The organism is Paenibacillus sp. J22R232 (assembly GCF_056269165.1).
Genome location: NZ_JBWDNK010000006.1, coordinates 220243 through 236750, shown reverse-complemented (window position 1 = coordinate 236750; position 16508 = coordinate 220243). Strand labels below are relative to the sequence as shown.

Annotated in this window: 12 protein-coding genes; all 12 read left to right on the top strand. The window is 51.9% G+C overall.

Annotated features, from left to right (window positions below; translation table 11 throughout):
- Positions 1-2 precede the first annotated feature (2 nt).
- Positions 3-2357, top strand: coding sequence for an AraC family transcriptional regulator (locus AC0YN3_RS19900; protein WP_475776715.1), 2355 nt, complete (start codon positions 3-5; stop codon positions 2355-2357).
- Positions 2358-2528: 171 nt separating this feature from the next.
- Positions 2529-4199: a type 2 periplasmic-binding domain-containing protein gene (locus AC0YN3_RS19895; RefSeq protein WP_475776714.1), complete on the top strand. Its 1671-nt coding sequence runs from the start codon at positions 2529-2531 to the stop codon at positions 4197-4199.
- Positions 4200-4304: 105 nt separating this feature from the next.
- The gene (locus tag AC0YN3_RS19890) at positions 4305-5258 is read left to right on the top strand and encodes an ABC transporter permease (RefSeq protein WP_475776713.1); all 954 of its coding nucleotides are present in this window, start codon (positions 4305-4307) and stop codon (positions 5256-5258) included.
- 12 nt (positions 5259-5270) lie between these two features.
- A complete protein-coding gene (locus AC0YN3_RS19885; protein WP_475776712.1) occupies positions 5271-6146 on the top strand; it encodes a carbohydrate ABC transporter permease in 876 nt (291 codons plus the stop codon).
- Between the two features lie 21 nt (positions 6147-6167).
- On the top strand, positions 6168-7298 hold the full coding sequence (locus AC0YN3_RS19880) for a glycoside hydrolase family 88 protein (RefSeq protein ID WP_475776711.1): 1131 nt from the start codon (positions 6168-6170) through the stop codon (positions 7296-7298).
- A gap of 141 nt (positions 7299-7439) precedes the next feature.
- Positions 7440-9734, top strand: a complete 2295-nt coding sequence (locus AC0YN3_RS19875; RefSeq protein ID WP_475776710.1) for a chondroitinase-B domain-containing protein — start codon at positions 7440-7442, stop codon at positions 9732-9734.
- A gap of 158 nt (positions 9735-9892) precedes the next feature.
- Positions 9893-10909, top strand: a complete 1017-nt coding sequence (locus tag AC0YN3_RS19870) for a glycoside hydrolase family protein (protein ID WP_475776709.1) — start codon at positions 9893-9895, stop codon at positions 10907-10909.
- Positions 10910-11039: 130 nt separating this feature from the next.
- Positions 11040-11426 carry a cupin domain-containing protein gene (locus tag AC0YN3_RS19865; protein WP_475776708.1) on the top strand — a complete coding sequence of 129 codons (387 nt, stop codon included), beginning with the start codon at positions 11040-11042 and terminating at the stop codon, positions 11424-11426.
- Between the two features lie 158 nt (positions 11427-11584).
- The gene (locus AC0YN3_RS19860) at positions 11585-12643 is read left to right on the top strand and encodes a Gfo/Idh/MocA family protein (protein ID WP_475776707.1); all 1059 of its coding nucleotides are present in this window, start codon (positions 11585-11587) and stop codon (positions 12641-12643) included.
- A gap of 48 nt (positions 12644-12691) precedes the next feature.
- Positions 12692-13117, top strand: a complete 426-nt coding sequence (locus tag AC0YN3_RS19855; RefSeq protein ID WP_475776706.1) for an ATP-binding cassette domain-containing protein — start codon at positions 12692-12694, stop codon at positions 13115-13117.
- A 194-nt stretch (positions 13118-13311) separates the two neighbouring features.
- Positions 13312-15048: a sensor histidine kinase gene (locus tag AC0YN3_RS19850; RefSeq protein ID WP_475776705.1), complete on the top strand. Its 1737-nt coding sequence runs from the start codon at positions 13312-13314 to the stop codon at positions 15046-15048.
- Positions 15041-16459 (top strand): response regulator transcription factor, encoded by a 1419-nt coding sequence (locus AC0YN3_RS19845; protein WP_475776704.1) that lies wholly within the window; start codon positions 15041-15043, stop codon positions 16457-16459. Before AC0YN3_RS19850 ends, AC0YN3_RS19845 begins: the two co-directional genes overlap by 8 nt.
- Positions 16460-16508 lie beyond the last annotated feature (49 nt).

Sequence of the window (16508 nt, the reverse complement as noted above, 5' to 3'; positions counted from 1 at the left end):
CTATGGCCCAAACTCGAAACCGGTGGACAAACTATCTGAAGCAGCTCCGGCACAAAAATCGCAGCGTATTCTTGACTTGGCTGCTTTCCTACGTCTCGGTGCTGCTTGTGCCCATTCTGATCAGCGGCGTTATATACGGCACGACACTGAACGTTGTAAAAGCCGAAATTAACCGTGCCAACCAATCCATTCTTCTTCAGATGGAGCAAGCCATAGATAGCCAATTCAAAGGAATCGAGGACTTGAGCCTCGAGGTGAGCCTCAATAGGCGAATCGCAGCATTTATTAAGGCCGATGCCATTCTGTCCGATTCGGACCACTACGAAATCTACCAAATCGCCAATGATTTGCGCGTATATGAAATCGCTAACGATTTTATTGAAGGCATTTATATTTACTACAAAAATAGCGATACGGTCATCGCCCGCAACAACCGCATGAAAACCGAGGCGTTATATGACCATATCCGCCTTGAAGAGCATATGCCGTTCCAGTCGTTTCGCGAGTTTTTTGACCAGTGGTACATTAAGGGCTACCACTCGGTTGTGGTGCCTGAAGAGAATGAGTGGAGACCTACGGTCATGTACGCCCAAAATGTGAACTCAACGATCATGAATCAGCCGGGAGCTGTTTTGCTGTTCATGATTGACCGTAGCAAGCTGCTGGAGCAAGCGTCGGCGCCTGAGCAAGGCACAATCCTTATTCTGGATGAAAACAACCGGTTCATTGCCTCTACGGGCGAGTCTCTGGCGGAACCTGCTTTGCAATACGGCGATATGCCGGAAGAATCGGGGCAATTGGAGATCGAGACTGCCGGTAGCCGGCTTGTTGCATCCTACACAACCTCATCCATTACGGGATGGAAATATGTGATGACGCTGCCTGCGGACGTATACCACCAGAAGATGAACGTGGTCGAGCAATTGACGATCGTTAGCATCTTGCTTTGCCTTATTGTTGGCGGTGGCGTGACGTATTGGCTGCTCAAGAGGAACTACCTGCCTATCCATGCGCTGATCCAGAGCTTGTCGTTCAAGGCTGGTGTTACCTTTGATCGCGGCTCCAATGAATATTCCTTTCTGGAGCAGGCGCTGAGCAGCACCTTCCATGAGAAGGAGGAACTTCATTTCAAGCTAAATCAGCATAACAATACGCTCAGGTCGCACTTCCTGCAGCGGCTGCTAAAGGGGCAGCTCGACAGCCATATCCCGCTGCACGAATCGTTCACAGCCTATGACCTGCGCTTTCCGATTGGCGGATTTTCCGTTATCTTGCTGCGCATCGAGCAATTCGGCAAATTCCACCGGAAAGATGAGAATCAGGTGCATAACAAGCGACTGCTGCACTTCCTGATCGCCAACGTGGTCGAGGAGGTCGCGCGAAAGTCCGCGCACGCCTACGCGGTAGAGCTGGATCATGAGTTGCTCGCCTGCATCGTCAACCATCAGCTTGCATCGCCGGCGGAGCAGAGGATGGAACTGGGCCGTATCGCGGAAGAAACGATGTCATTCCTCTCCGATCATGCCCACGTCCAGTTGACCGCTGCCATCAGCACGCAGCAGGAAGGCGAATATGGCATCTTCCAGGCTTACCAGGAAGCGGTCGAGGCGATGGAATACCGTATCGTTGCGGGCAGCAATCGCATTATTCATTACGGGGAGGTGAACGGCAACGACAAACAAGGAGCCGTTCCGGGTGGTTATTTTTATCCGCTCATGGCCGAGCAGCAATTGATTGTTATGGTTCGCGAAGGCCAGCTCGACAAAGCGAAAGCGCTCGTCGGGGAGATCATCCAGAAAAATGTGACGGCAGAGCCGTTTTCTTTTCATACAGCCAAATGCCTCATGTTCGATCTAATGGCTACGCTGCAAAAAGTAATCGGAGAAATCCGCATCACGGGCAAACCCGATATGCCTGACGGGGTGCGCGCAATCGAACGACTGATGCAATGCCAGACGGTAGGGGAGATGCGCAACCAGCTTTACGAGATGCTGGAGCTTCTGTGCGGATACGTTAACAATAACCGCGAATACTGCAGCAATCCTCTGATCGATAAGGTCATGAAATATGTCAACGAGTACTACCAGAACGAGAATCTGAACATTTCAATGATCGGGGAAGCCTTCTCCATGACGCCGTCGTACATTTCCAAACTGTTCAAGGAACTCGCCGGCGAATCCTTGCTCGACTATATTAACAAGACGCGGCTGGCGCAGGCCAAATTGCTTCTTACGGGCGAGAAATATACGGTCAGCGAAATATCGCTGATGGTCGGTTACAACGATGTGAATACCTTCCACCGCATATTTAAAAAATTCGAAGGGATAACGCCCGGGCGCTACAGGGAAGCCAAGTAGCTCCCGGGTTTTTTTTAAGAAAAAGCGGCAAACATGCGGTTTTACTACCCTCGTTTTCGAGAAATTGCAGTATATTTTAGGTTTTGACAATGGCTTGCAGCACCGAATTGGCATTACGATGAGAGCGTATTCACACCAACAAATTCGAAACGGAAAGAACGGAGGGGCACAATGGCAAAAAAATTTAACGGCAAGGCGCGCAAATGGATGCAGCTCACATTAGGGATCGCTGTGGTACTCTCATTGTTGTTAACCGCCTGCTCTAGTAATGGGGGCATCGGCAACAAGGACAAGGCAGAGCCGACTCAAAGCGCAGTCAGCGATACAGACGGCAATGGCGAAAGCAAAGGCAATGAGGGAGCGGATAATTCGGTTTATCCGCTGGATACCAAAGATGGTTTCTCGTACTGGGCTCCAATCAACGGAAACCTGATTACATTTACAACGAATCTGGCGGAAGCGCCAATTGGGAAGGCCATTGCAGAAGCTACCGGCGTGAAAGTGACCTACATCCACCCGACCGACGGTCAAGCGGAAGAGCAGTTTAATTTGTTGCTGGCTTCCAGCAAGCTGCCGGATGTGCTGGAGTATGACTGGAGCATCTATCCGGGTGGACCGGAGAAGGCGATTGCAGACGGGGTTATCGTGCCGCTAAACGATTTGATCGATCAATACGCGCCTAACCTGAAGAAGATGCTGGAAGCTGATCCGGAGCTGGACAAAATGGTGAAAACCGACAGCGGCCAATATTACGCCTTTCCAATGGTGCGCAACTCGGAAGGCGTAGTCTTCCGAGGACCAATGCTGCGCAAAGACTGGCTGGATGAGCTCGGGCTGCAATCGCCTGTTACGGTAGACGATTGGCATAAGGTCTTGACGGCATTCAAAGAAAAGAAAGGCGCCGTAGCGCCGCTGACGGCGCAGTACGCGAACAAAATGAATTTGCAGGACGCTTTCTTCGGCGCTTATCAAACGTCACACGGTTTCTATATTGACGACGAAGGCAAAGTGAAATACGGCCCGCTTGATCCGCAATACAAAGATGTTATGACGTTGTTCCGCCAGTGGTATTCCGAGGGACTGATAGATAAAGACTTCCCGATCGTCGAGCGCAACACGCTGGATAAGCGGCTTCTGAACGGCGAGTCCGGCGCGACTGTTTTCCTGCTGGGCGGCGGAATGGGCAAATGGCTGGAGTCCGGCAAAGCCCAAAATCCGGCATTTGATCTTGTTGCTGCACCTTATCCGGTTTTGAAAGCAGGTGAAAAACCGTTCACCGGGCAGCGCGATTTCAAATATAACCCGAAAGCAAGCGCGGCTGTGACGACATCGGCCAAAAACCTGGAAACGGTCGTAAAATGGCTAGACTTCGCATTCAGCGAGCAAGGATCCATGATTTACAACTTCGGCGTTGAAGGCGAAAGCTACACGATGGAAAACGGCGTTCCGAAATTTACCGACATGATCGTGAAAAACGATAAGTACACTTCGCAGCAGATGCTGGCGCAATATACGGTTCCGAACGGCCCGTTTCCGATGCATGAGCAAAAAACGACCAACACGTTCCCGCAACAGGACGAGGCGGTCCGGATTTGGTCGGAGACCGATGCGGCGAAACATATTTTGCCGGCGTTTATTACGCCTACTGTGGATGAGAGCAAGAAGGTAGCGCAGACGATGACGGCGATCAACACGTATCTGGAAGAAATGTTCATCAAATTTTTAATGGGCAACGAGCCGCTCGACAAGTTCGACAGCTTCGTGAAGCAGCTGGAGGATATGGGCATTCGCGATGTAATCGACATCTATCAAGGCGCCTTGGATCGCTACAACAACAGATAATTCCATGTACCGTATCGCGGGAGGCAGCAGGCCGCCGTGGGGGACAGGGGAATGGCGCAACCATCCCCTTCCGATGATGCTGCATGTAGACAGGAGGAGTAGAAGATGGCTCAGTTGAAGCTAGAACGCAGCAAAGCCGCGCATGCCGGGCGTCTGCCGCTTCATATCGCGAAAGACATGGTCAAAAACAAGTATTTGTACATGATGCTTACTCCTGTTTTGGCATATTTTATTATTTTTCAATATTTCCCCATGTACGGTGCCATTATTGCGTTTAAGGATTTTAACCCCCGGCTTGGCATTGGAGGCAGTGCGTGGGCAGGTCTGGAGCATTTCAAAGAATTTTTTGGCGGCATGTATTTTTGGCGGGTATTTAAAAACACGCTGTTGATCAGCATGTACGATCTCATTTTCGGTTTTCCCGCTCCGCTTATTCTAGCATTACTGCTTAATGAAGTGAAAAACGCGCTGTTCAAGCGTTCGGTTCAGACGATCACTTATTTGCCGCATTTTATTTCGCTTGTCATTATTTGTGGCATGATCAAGGATTTTACGAGCAGTGACGGCGTCATCAACGATATTATCGCGTTTTTCGGCGGCGAGCGGATTACGATGCTGCTTGAGCCATCTTATTTCCGCACGATCTTCGTTTCCTCGAATATATGGCAGCATGTAGGCTGGGGGACCATTATTTATTTGGCCGCGCTGTCTGCAATCGATCCCGAGCAATATGAAGCTTGTAAGATCGACGGGGGTGGACGCTGGAAGCAGATGCTGCATGTTACTTTTCCCGGGCTGCTGCCCGTCTTCGTTATTTTGCTCATCCTCGACATTGGCCGAATTATGAGCGTAGGCTTCGAGAAGGTTATTCTGCTGTACAACCCGACCACTTACGTGACAGCGGACGTCATTTCCTCATATGTGTACCGGATCGGGCTTCAAGATTTTCAATTCAGTTTCAGCTCCGCTGTCGGATTGTTCAACTCCGTAATTAACTTCGCCCTTGTTATCGGCTCGAACTGGATAAGCCGGAAGTTAAACAATACGGGTCTATGGTAGAGGAGGGATCGCATGCGGATAAGCTTGGGTGAGCATATATTCCGGGTTTGCAATACGCTGTTTTTGTCCGCGCTCATGATTGCAACAATGTACCCCATTGTATACGTTGCATTTGCTTCATTCAGCGAACCGGCGCTGATGATGGCGCATAAGGGCATTCTATGGAAGCCGCTGGGCTTCTCGCTTGAAACGTACGGGGCGGTATTCAGTAACCCGATGATCCTGCTCGGCTACCGCAACACGTTATTTATTGTCATTGTAGGCGTGGCACTCAATTTGCTGCTTACTTCATTTGCCGCTTACGCCTTGTCCAGAAAAACGTTGCAATACCGCAAGCCGCTTACGTTGTTTATCGTATTTACGATGTTTTTCAGCGGCGGATTAATTCCGTTCTACTTGCTGGTCAGAGGGCTGGGCATTACGGACACGCTGTGGGCGCTGATCCTGCCTACCGCTATAAGCGCGTTTAACCTCATTATAATGCGGACATCGTTCGAAGCAGTGCCGGATGCGCTGGAAGAGTCGGCCAAGATCGACGGCGCCAACGACTTTGTCATCCTGTTCCGCATCTTCCTGCCGCTATGCAAGCCCGTGCTTGCCGTAGTAGGCCTGTATTACGGAGTGAGCCACTGGAACTCATGGTTTAACGCCATGATCTTCCTTCAGGACCGTTCGCTTTATCCGTTGCAGTTGATCCTGCGTGAAATTTTGATAATCGGCGAGGCGAACTCCATGGCGGAGGGGGCATCCCAGGATGAGATCATCATATTGGGCGAGACACTGAAATACGCCACGATTATGGTAGCGACCCTTCCGATATTTCTGATATACCCGTTCTTGCAAAAATATTTCGTGAAAGGCGCCTTGATCGGTGCCATCAAAGGTTAGGATAAGGAGTGAAATTCAGAGATGGGAAATGTAAAAGTGAAGCAGGAACTGTCCGAGCTGTCGGCTTGGTGGGATAAAGCGAAGATTAAAGTTGATCATATGATCGAAGCGGGCTGGACGGAAGCGCCGCATGTCTCGGCAGCGGGCCAGTATGACCAGATCAAAGTGGATCAGTGGATTTCGGGCTTCTGGCCGGGCATACTGTGGATTCTGTACGATATGACCGGCGAGCAGCGTTATCGGGAGGCTGCGGAGCCATGGGACGAACGCATGGAGCAATGTTACTTGCGGGACAATCATTTCCACCACGATGTCGGATTTCAGTTCTTACCGTCATCGGTTATCCGCTACAAGCTGACCGGCGACCTGGACGCACGGCGGCGCGGGCTGTTCGCCGCCAACTATCTGGCTGGCCGTTACAACCCGGCCGGACCGTTCATTCGGGCCTGGCCCCGCAACCAGACGGGTTGGTCGATCATCGATTCGATGATGAACTTACCGCTTCTTTTCTGGGCTAGCGAAGAAAGCGGCGATCCGCGCTTTAAGCATATGGCGGTTGCCCATACAGATACGGTGCTTCGCTCGTTCATCCGCGACGACGGCTCGGTGCATCACATCGTTATTTTCGATCCGGAGACGGGCGAAGTGGAGCGCTACGACGGCGGACAGGGTTTCGCGCCGCAATCGTCTTGGTCGCGCGGGCAAGCTTGGGCGCTCTACGGGATGAGCTGCGCTTACCGCTATACGGGCGAAGCGCGTTACTTGAATGCGGCGAAGCGGGTGGCGCATTATTTCATCAGCGCGTTGGCGGAAGACGATGTGCCGCATTGGGATTTCCGTGTGGCGGCCGATCTGACGGACGAGCCGCGCGATACCTCGGCGGCGAGCTGCGCGGCATCCGGCCTGATCGATATCGCGTCGCAGGTGGCTCCTGAGGAAGCCGCTTTATACGAGCGCGCGGCCACGCGCATTCTGCGTTCGCTGTCGAACAACTACAGTACGCTCGACCAGCCGGAGTACCAAGGTATCCTGTTAGGCGCTACCGGGCATAAGCCAGTCAATAGCAACGTCAACGTATCGCTGATTTACGGCGATTACTATTATATTGAAGCATTGGCGAAGAGCAAAGGCTGGAGCGGGCACATTTTTTAAGTGGGGCCATAGGCCGTAATGACGAAGCCGGGAGAACAGGAAGCTTCTCCCGGCTTCCGTATTCTTGTGAGGAGACGAGGACGGAACGAGAGGAATGATTCAATAACCATCAATTCATAACGGAGAGGATGAAAATGAATCATGAGAACCAAAAGTATGATTTGCATCATTTTGTTCTGTATGCTGGTTGCGTTATTGCCAGAGGCTGTAGGGGCGGCCGACGCGAAGTTCACATTTGGCAGCTCGGGCGTAACGGCGAGCGGAAATGACGGCAACGTTCCGGCGAACACGGTGGACGGCGATTTCTTAACACGGTGGTCGGCAAGCGGCGACGGGCAATGGATTCAATACGATTTGGGCGTAAACCGAAAAGTGTCTTACATCAAAATAGCTTTTCTGAACGGATCAAGCCGCACCTCGACGTTTGATATTTTGACGTCAACGGACGGTTCCGTCTTCACGGCCGTCAGCAGCGGAGTCGTGAGCAGCCTTGTTGAGGGCCTGCAAACGTTCGACTTTCCGGATGTCGATCCTGCCCGCTATGTGCGGATCGTTGGGCACGGCAATTCCTCCAACCTGTGGAACAGTTATACCGAGGTTGAACTGTACGGCACCGCGAGCGGCCCTCCGGCGGGCGCAAGCAAGCTGGCGGTTGCCGTGCCGCAGCTTATGGCGAGCGGAGATGACGGCAATATCGTCGCGCATACAATCGACGGCGATCTCGGTACGCGCTGGTCGGCGAATGGCGACGGGGAGTGGGTCCAATACGGACTTGGATCGAGCAAGCTTGTGGAATACGTGAAAATCGCCTTCACCAACGGTGCGGAGCGAATTTTCAGCTTTGATATCCTGACTTCCTATGACGGCTACAACTTCAGCACGGCGCTTTCGGGAGCGGCCAGCAGACTGAGCAACAGCTTGCAGACATTTGAGTTTGCCGACGTTGCCCCCGTCCGCTACGTTCGTATCGTTGGACGCGGCAATTCGGTGAACGCCTGGAACAGCTTTGCCGAGGTCGAAATCTATGGCAGCGCTTCAAGCGGCAGCGGTAACGAAGGGACGGTCGTCGAAGTAAGTACATCCACGCAGTTAATTGCCGAGCTTTCAACCGCTACGGCTGGCAAAACGATTGTGCTGGCAAACGGCACGTATTCAAATACAAGTCCGTTTGCTGTTCAGAACAAAAACGGCACCGCCATCGCGCCAATCGTCATTAAAGCGAAAAACCGCGGCCAGGCCATCCTATCAGGAGCGTCGGGCTTCCGCGTCGAGAACTCCTCGCATGTGGTGCTGGACGGATTAAAGTTTACGAACTCAAGCAATGCCGCAGCGGTGTTGGAAGGCTCGCGCCATGTGCGGCTGACCCGCAATACGTTTGCGCTGCCAAGCTCGGGAGGCGACCTGATGTGGCTGCAGGTGCGAGGCACGAACAGCCATCATAACCGCATCGACCGCAACGACTTCGGGCCTAAGAGCGACACCAGCCCGCTGATCGCATACGAAGGACAGAACGGCACGGGTCAAATTTCGCAATACGATATGATTGAATACAACTATTTCCATGATGTCGGCCCATGGGTAGCCAACGGTAAAGAGACGATCCGTCTCGGCCTGTCCGGCCTAACGCTCTCCCAAGGCTATAATACGATACAGTACAACGTATTTCAGAATTGCGACGGCGAGCCGGAAATCGTTTCCGTCAAAAGCAGCAGCAATACGGTACGCTTTAATACGTTCCGCACGTCCAAGGGCAGCCTGACGCTGCGGCATGGCCATAACAACAGCGTATACGGCAACTTCTTCCTCGGAGACGGCGTGGAGTCGGATCAAGAAGGGATCCGGATGTTCGGCAATGACCATAAGATTTATAACAACTACTTTGAGAATTTGACAGGGGAAGCAATTTATTTGCCTAACGGCGATTTCGACGGCGGCACCGGAGGCTCCCCCCCAAGCCCGACGGAGGAACAATTGCGCAAACAATGGAAAGTTTACCGGGCGCTTATCGTCAACAATACGATTGTAAACAGCACAACCGGCATCGTCATCGGCTCGGGCAAAGCGTATGCTCCGCAGGATTCCGTCGTGGCGAACAATATTGTACGCAATAGCACCGGTACTCTTTATGACGAGGCGGCGACAACGAATACGCTGTTCCAGGGCAACATCGGTTATGGCAGTACCATTAGCAACGTAACGCGCAGCTCGGGGCAGATCCGAAATATCAATCCGCTGCTGACTACGGCGAGCGGAATCCAGAACCTCTCCGCGAGCAGCCCGGCAATTGACGCCGCGGTAGGGACATACGCGTTTGTGCAGGCTGATGTGGACGGCCAAATGCGGGTGACAGTGGACGTGGGGGCGGACGAATATTCCAGCGCTCCTTTGCTGAATCGCCCGCTAGCGTCCGGCGATGTGGGGCTGAATACGCCATAGGGCGATAGATTCGCAAGCATGCCAGCGGTCGCTCCGCCGGCATGGCTATGTCCATTCATAAATGAGTGGAGGAGGCCGTTATTCAATTCATCTGGAAGGATTGGTGACCATGGCTCGCAGCAATTATGGAGCAACGGGAAAAGGCGAGGTGAAGGTACATGCATGCTAGCGCAATGCTGCCGGCTCCGCGTGGCGGCGGCTTTCGCATGGAAGGTTATTGGGTTTGGTGCGGTTCCGTCGTGCAAGGCGAGGACGGCAAGTTCCATATGTTTGCATCGCGCTGGCCGAAGACACTGCCGATGCACCCCGGTTGGATGACGGCTTCGGAGATTGTCAGGGCGGACTCGGATACGCCCGAGGGACCATACCGGTTCCGCGAGGTGGCGCTTCCCGCGAGGGGGGCAGAATATTGGGACGGACGCTGCACGCACAACCCCCATATCGTCAAGCACAACAACAAATATTTGCTTTATTATACGGGATCGACACATCCGCTGCGCGATCCGGAGCCGCCCGGGGATTTCGGTTTATCCGATCCGCAATGCATCGCGGCGCGGGCGAACAAACGGGTAGGTCTGGCTATCGCGGACAGCGTATTGGGACCGTGGCGCAGATCGGACAAACCGATATTGCCAACGCGTCCCGGCCGATTCGACAGCTTTCTGACCTCCAATCCGGCTCCGTGCGTCCGGGAGGACGGTTCCGTGCTGCTGATCTACAAGGCACGCCGCTACGAAGGCAACCTGCATGGCGGCATGACGATTGGCGTCGCGTATGCGGATTACTATAAGGGGCCGTACCGGGTGCTGGACGACGAGCCGGTGTTTCCTCCGGAGTCGTTCCATATCGAAGACCCGTTCATCTGGCAAACAGCCGAAGGATACAAATTGATCGCCAAAGATATGGAAGGGCATCTATGCGGGGAAAAATACGGCGGCATCTGCGCCGAGTCGCCGGACGGGCGGAAGTGGAGCTTGCACGGGCAGCCGCAAGGCTATTCCCGGACGGTGCGTTGGGATGACGGCACGGTGCAGACGCTGGGCAATCTGGAGCGGCCGTTCCTCCTGTTCCAGCACGGCAAGCCGACTCATTTGTTCGCGGCAGTCTCGGACGGCAGCGACGGTTTTATGGACGCCTCCGATACATGGAACATGGTTATACCTTTAAAGCAATGATACACGGGGCAACTCCTACGATAAGCAACTACGCGGCGACAAGCGTGCGCTATGCGACGATGACGTGTAATCGCTGCTGCAGAGCGCAGGATAGCTGCGGTAAGGCAGCAACGGAAGGAGAACGAGGGAAATGATCAGGCTTTCGTTGCGTGATTTGCGGACAGAGGAAAACGGACATTTCCTGAATGGCTTGCTGCCGGGGAATTTTCTTAATTCGGGAGCGCTCGCTTTCGCCGCGCCAGGGGAACGGAGCCATACGAACGACGGTCCCGGCGGCAAGGATTGGCATGTTCACGCCGACAGGGAGGCGTTTGTTATTTTGCAAGGGCGTGGCGTGATGGAAGTGAATGGGGTGAAGCATGAGGTCCGAATGGGAGACATCGTTATCATTGAACCCGGTGAGGATCACCACCTCTGCTCGAGCGAGACGGAGCCCATTGCGGCGTTGTGGTGCCATGCCGGTTCAGAACGCCACGCCAACCAGCGCAAGGCGGCGAATCGGAAGGACTCTCGATAGCCGTAAGCTTGAACGGGATAGGCTCAAATCGGAACACGACTTGAAACTTGTACCATTGCAGCCCCGGTTTCCCTTGTTGGAGGGAGGCTGGGGCTTCATGCGTGCGGACGGATAGAAAGTCATAGCGCATCACTGGGCGCAAAGGGGGATGGACAAACATGAAAGCTATTTTGGTAGGGCTAGGGGAAGCGGGATTTGGCTGGTATAAGCGTTTGAGCAGCAGGGGGCTTCTGCTGGCCGTTGTAGAAAGGGACCTTGCGCGAAAAGAGAAGCTTGGAGACGATCCCGTACCGTTCTACACTTCGCTGTGTGAGGCGTTGAAGAGCGAACAACCGGATTTTGTTGTGAATGCCACTTCCCCTGCCACCCATACGGCGGTGAACAACATGGCATTCGATTGGGGGCTTCCGGTGCTTTGCGAGAAGCCGATTTCGTTCAACTATGCGGAATCGCTGGAAATCGTGGCAAGGGCGGAACGCGAGGGAGTTCCTTTTATGATTGCAGAGAACTATCGGCATTTCCCATACATTCGCAAGCTGAAGGCTTTGCTGGAAGGGGACGTAATTGGGGGGATTTCCACGGTCGATATTACATTTCGGAGATATCACCGGGTGAAGCGCGATTACGCGGTATCGATTCTCGACGATATTGGCGTCCACCACTTGGATTTGCTGCGTTATTTGACGGGACGCGAAGGCGTCGCTGTACAGGCGGGGATGTTTAATCCTTCCGGTGGATGGCAGGAGGAGGGAGCCGTGCTTCAGACTATGGCGATTATCGAGCTGGAGGGGGGCATACCGGTCCATTATTCCGCGACAATCGCGTCCAGAGGGCCGATGACTCCGTGGTGCGGAGTTTGGCGCATTGAAGGAACCAAGGGAGCCATAATCCTCGACAATGGCAGCATTGATGTACATGTGGACGATGGGCATAGGATGGTTACGGAATATGGCGATATGCCGCAGAGCGATCCCTTGGGCGAATTTCTTGCCTCTCTCGCAGAGGGCAGGGAAGCCGAGACAAGCGCTAGCGACTATTTGCGGACCCAGACGCTGGTCCATCATACGAACATGGCTGCCAAGACCGGAACGCGGACGGCAATAGAACTTCCGGCAAAGGAAGGACTGCGACATGCCGGACCACAATGCTTCCTTGCATACCAACCCTCTGACGCAGGCAGGGGAGTATTTGACGGTCGGGGAGCTGATGGCGTTTAATGCGGTATTTGCACTCGTTACCAATGCTGCGCTAGGCTTAATCGGAATGTGGATGAGTTTCAAGGCGTACGGATTTCCTTGGAGCGGCTTGACGATGTATTCGAGACGGAAGTGGAGGAGGCCGATCCGAACCGGTTGACAGCGCTGCCGAAGATTACGGGGGCGATTACGTTTGAACGCGTATCGTTTCGCTATGCTTCTGGCTGGAAAAATATACTGCAGAACATTACCTTTGACATGGCGCTAGGCCAAACGACCGCGATCGTTGGCCGAAGCGGGTTAGGGAAATCGACCTTGGCTAACTTACTGCTCAAGCTATATGCGCCAAGCGGGGTAGTCCCCATCGATGGGCATGACCTGCAGCGGGTCAGGCTGCTACGCTCCTCAATCAGATCGGGGTGGTCCAGCAGGAAGCGGGGAGCAAGCCTACTCGCGCAGCGCCCAAAACGCAATTTTCTAGTTCAACTTATATAGAAAGAATTTCAAGGAGCTGCTCTTGCGGCTCTTTTTTCTTTTATAAGTAAATCTGCCATCAGGCAGCCTTTATGAATTGCATTGCGTAAAATAAGCTTTTCACTTACGATAGCATACAAGAAGAGTGGATTCTCCATTTTTTACTAGAAATTACGAATCAAGCGCTTCCGTTTTATAGTAAAAGGAGTTGTGACGTGAAAATAAAATGGTTCCAGTCAGGTTCGCTTAAAGGAAGATTAATTATTTATTTATTGATCGGATCATTGCTGCCGTTGATGTTATTGGGTTTCATTACTTATCAATCCACGTATTCGATCTTGGAGAATAAAATTCAAAGCGGAATTACGGCCAGCCTCAAACAAGAAGCGACCGGGCTGGAGAATGCGATCAATAATATGGATTTTGCCAGCAAGCAATTTTCGCTTGACGGACGAATCTTGGAGACCTTGCAAACGTATTTCACTCATTCCGATTCTTATGAACGCGCAGCTGCGATGTCGGAAATTCAGAATGTGATCAATACGGTAAATTTCACGAATCCTTATCTAGGTTTAACGTTCTATTACGTTCCTCAAGAATCGAAACGGATTTTATTCGAAAATTTAAGCGTGAAGCCGCAGTTTTCCGAAGAGAACCTGCCGCATTTTACGGATTACAACGGCGGGGTATATTACGGTCCGCATCCTACGATGTACAGAGATGGAGGCAATACGGTCTTTTCGAATATGCGTAGGGTGAATGTGAATGACCGTGATGTCTATGTCTACTTGGAAACCAATTTCAATCAGTTTCGGAAATTGATTAACCGCGAAGCCTATGGGATCGAAGTCTCCCATTTATTAACGAATAACAAAGGGGAGATCACCTACGCGGAAAACTGGGAGCCGGCGAATCCACAGGAATCGCTGCAGTTAACAGAAGCGATTCGCACGCATTCTTCTAGACATAAAGGGTACATGCTCTTCAGTTTTCCAAGTGCGCAGGGCTGGGAACTCACGATTGCAGTAAAATCAACGGAATTCCACAGTGAAATTAATCGCTGGCTCATTCGTTTTGGCATGCTTATGGCGGGATCTTTGTTCCTGTCCCTGTTGATTGCTTATGCGATATGGAAGATGATTTACCGTCCTCTGAGAAGGGTGAACCGGGAAATTATCCTTATGCGTGATAATCGAAGAACCAATTTTCAATACACCCATGTGTCGGAGTTCGATTTGCTGCTGCGCAATTTTTGGGAGATGAGGCAGCATGTCGACGAATTGATTGAAACCGTCATGCAGAACGAGAAAAACAAGAGCCGATTGGAGATTGAAAAGCTGCTGATCCAAATCAATCCCCATTTTCTGCACAATACTCTAAATACGGTACAATGGCTCGCTCGCATGAATGGTCAGAAAGAAATTGATAGACTGGTCACTTTGCTGGCCAAAGTGCTTCACTATAATCTGGGTAAGCAAAGCATCATTGTGCCCCTATCGGAAGAAATCGAGGCGCTGCGAAATTATATTGAACTGCAGCAGATCAGATACGACTATGAATTCGAGGTCAGCATAGAAGTCGAGCCCTCGGTGGATCAAGTTCCCATTCCAAGATTTTTGCTCCAGCCTTTGGTAGAGAATGCCATTTATCATGGCTCCAGTGAAAGCAATGGATCGATAGCCATTACGGTCACCCGCATTTCGGCGGATCAGGCGCTGCTGCGAGTAACCGATAACGGTGAAGGAATGAACGAGGAAGCGATAGATGCGCTAATGAATCAGGATGAAACGATGAAGAGAGGCCTCGGGATCGGACTTCATTATGTGAATCGGTTAGTGAAAAAATATTTCGGATCAGAGCAATGGCTTGAAATCAGCAGCGAAGTGGGCAAGGGTACGACGATCCAAATTAAAATACCAATTCGAACCAAAGAGGAGCTTGAGGATGTTTAAAGCCTTCGTAGTCGATGATGAGAAGTTAGTGCGCAAAGGGTTTATATCCATGATTGACTGGTCTTCCTACGGAATTGAAATCGTCGGCGAGGCTGCAGACGGGAAAAGCGCCTTGGCGGCGCTTCAATCGCAACCTATAGATTTGCTGTTTACGGATATTACGATGCCGAATATGTCCGGCTTTGAATTGATTCGTGAAGTGCAGAAGCTGGAGCCGCGGGTTTATACGGTTGTCTTAACCTGCCATCATGACTTTGATTATTTGCAGGAGGCGATGCGTCTGGGAGCAATCGACTATTTCGTTAAAACTTTGCTCGACTTGGACAATATCGACGTCATCTTGAACCGCATCGTCAACCTCATTGCGGAGAATAAGTCCAGACATGCAGCTTCCTCTAGCGAAAAGACGTCGAAGCTGCAAACTTATGGAGCAGGCTTGTATTATTTCCCATTAAAATCCGGGCTTCGGCTGGAAAGCACGCAGCTGCTTAAGCCGGTCGGTCACGGGCCTATGTTAAATACGGAAGGCGGCGGATGGTTCTTTCCCGTCAAAGCGGAGTGGAGCGCTGCGGAATGGGAGCAAGAATGGAACCGTGCTCCAATAGCCCACTGGCTGCCGATTTATGTTTCGGATCTGGCGGCATGTGGCACAGAGCAAGAATGGATCGTGACGATTCCGTCAAGGCTGCAGCAATACCTATTTTATGGATATGCCCATGGAACGGAGACGGGGCTTTTTCGGGTTTCAGGCAGCGAGCTCAAACGCAGTCCAAGCCATGCAGATGACAAGAGGCAGTCGCTGGAACAGCACTGGTATCAATATAAGTGGCTCTATCTAAGAAAAGAGTGGGATAGACTGCTGGAAGAGATAGAGTCGGCCCGTCCTGACGCCAAATATCTCACAAGGCTTGCCGTGGATCTCGTTGAGGACGTAGAACCGATGATGTCACATTTTCCCGCGTTTGCCGTGATGAAAAATTCGCTGCACGCTAATCTCTTCTGGACGGATTGGAAGAGATGGCTGCAGGATTTCACGCAATTGATTTGGCAGCTGTCGTTTGACCGCTCGTTCTCGCCGGATGTCGTGATCAGCCTTCCGAGAGCCATTCGTTACATTAAAAAAAATCCGGGCGTTGAGCTAAACCAGCATGAGGTGGCTGCTTATATAAATATGAGTCGGAGTTATTTCAGCCGTTGCTTCAAGCAATTGATCGGGGAGCCGTTTGGAGATTTTGTCCGCAACCTGCGTTTCGCGTATGCCATAGAGCTGCTGGAGCATTCCGAGCTGTCTATTTCCGTTATCGCAGAGAAATCAGGCTTTCAGGATGATAAATATTTCAGCAGGGCATTCCGTGAACGTACGGGGAAGCTGCCTTCGGAATACCGGTCTGCAAGCCATAGGTTGAATTAGGTCAGCATGAGGTAGATTTCTGTATACGCATAGGAACTTTCGTCCGCAT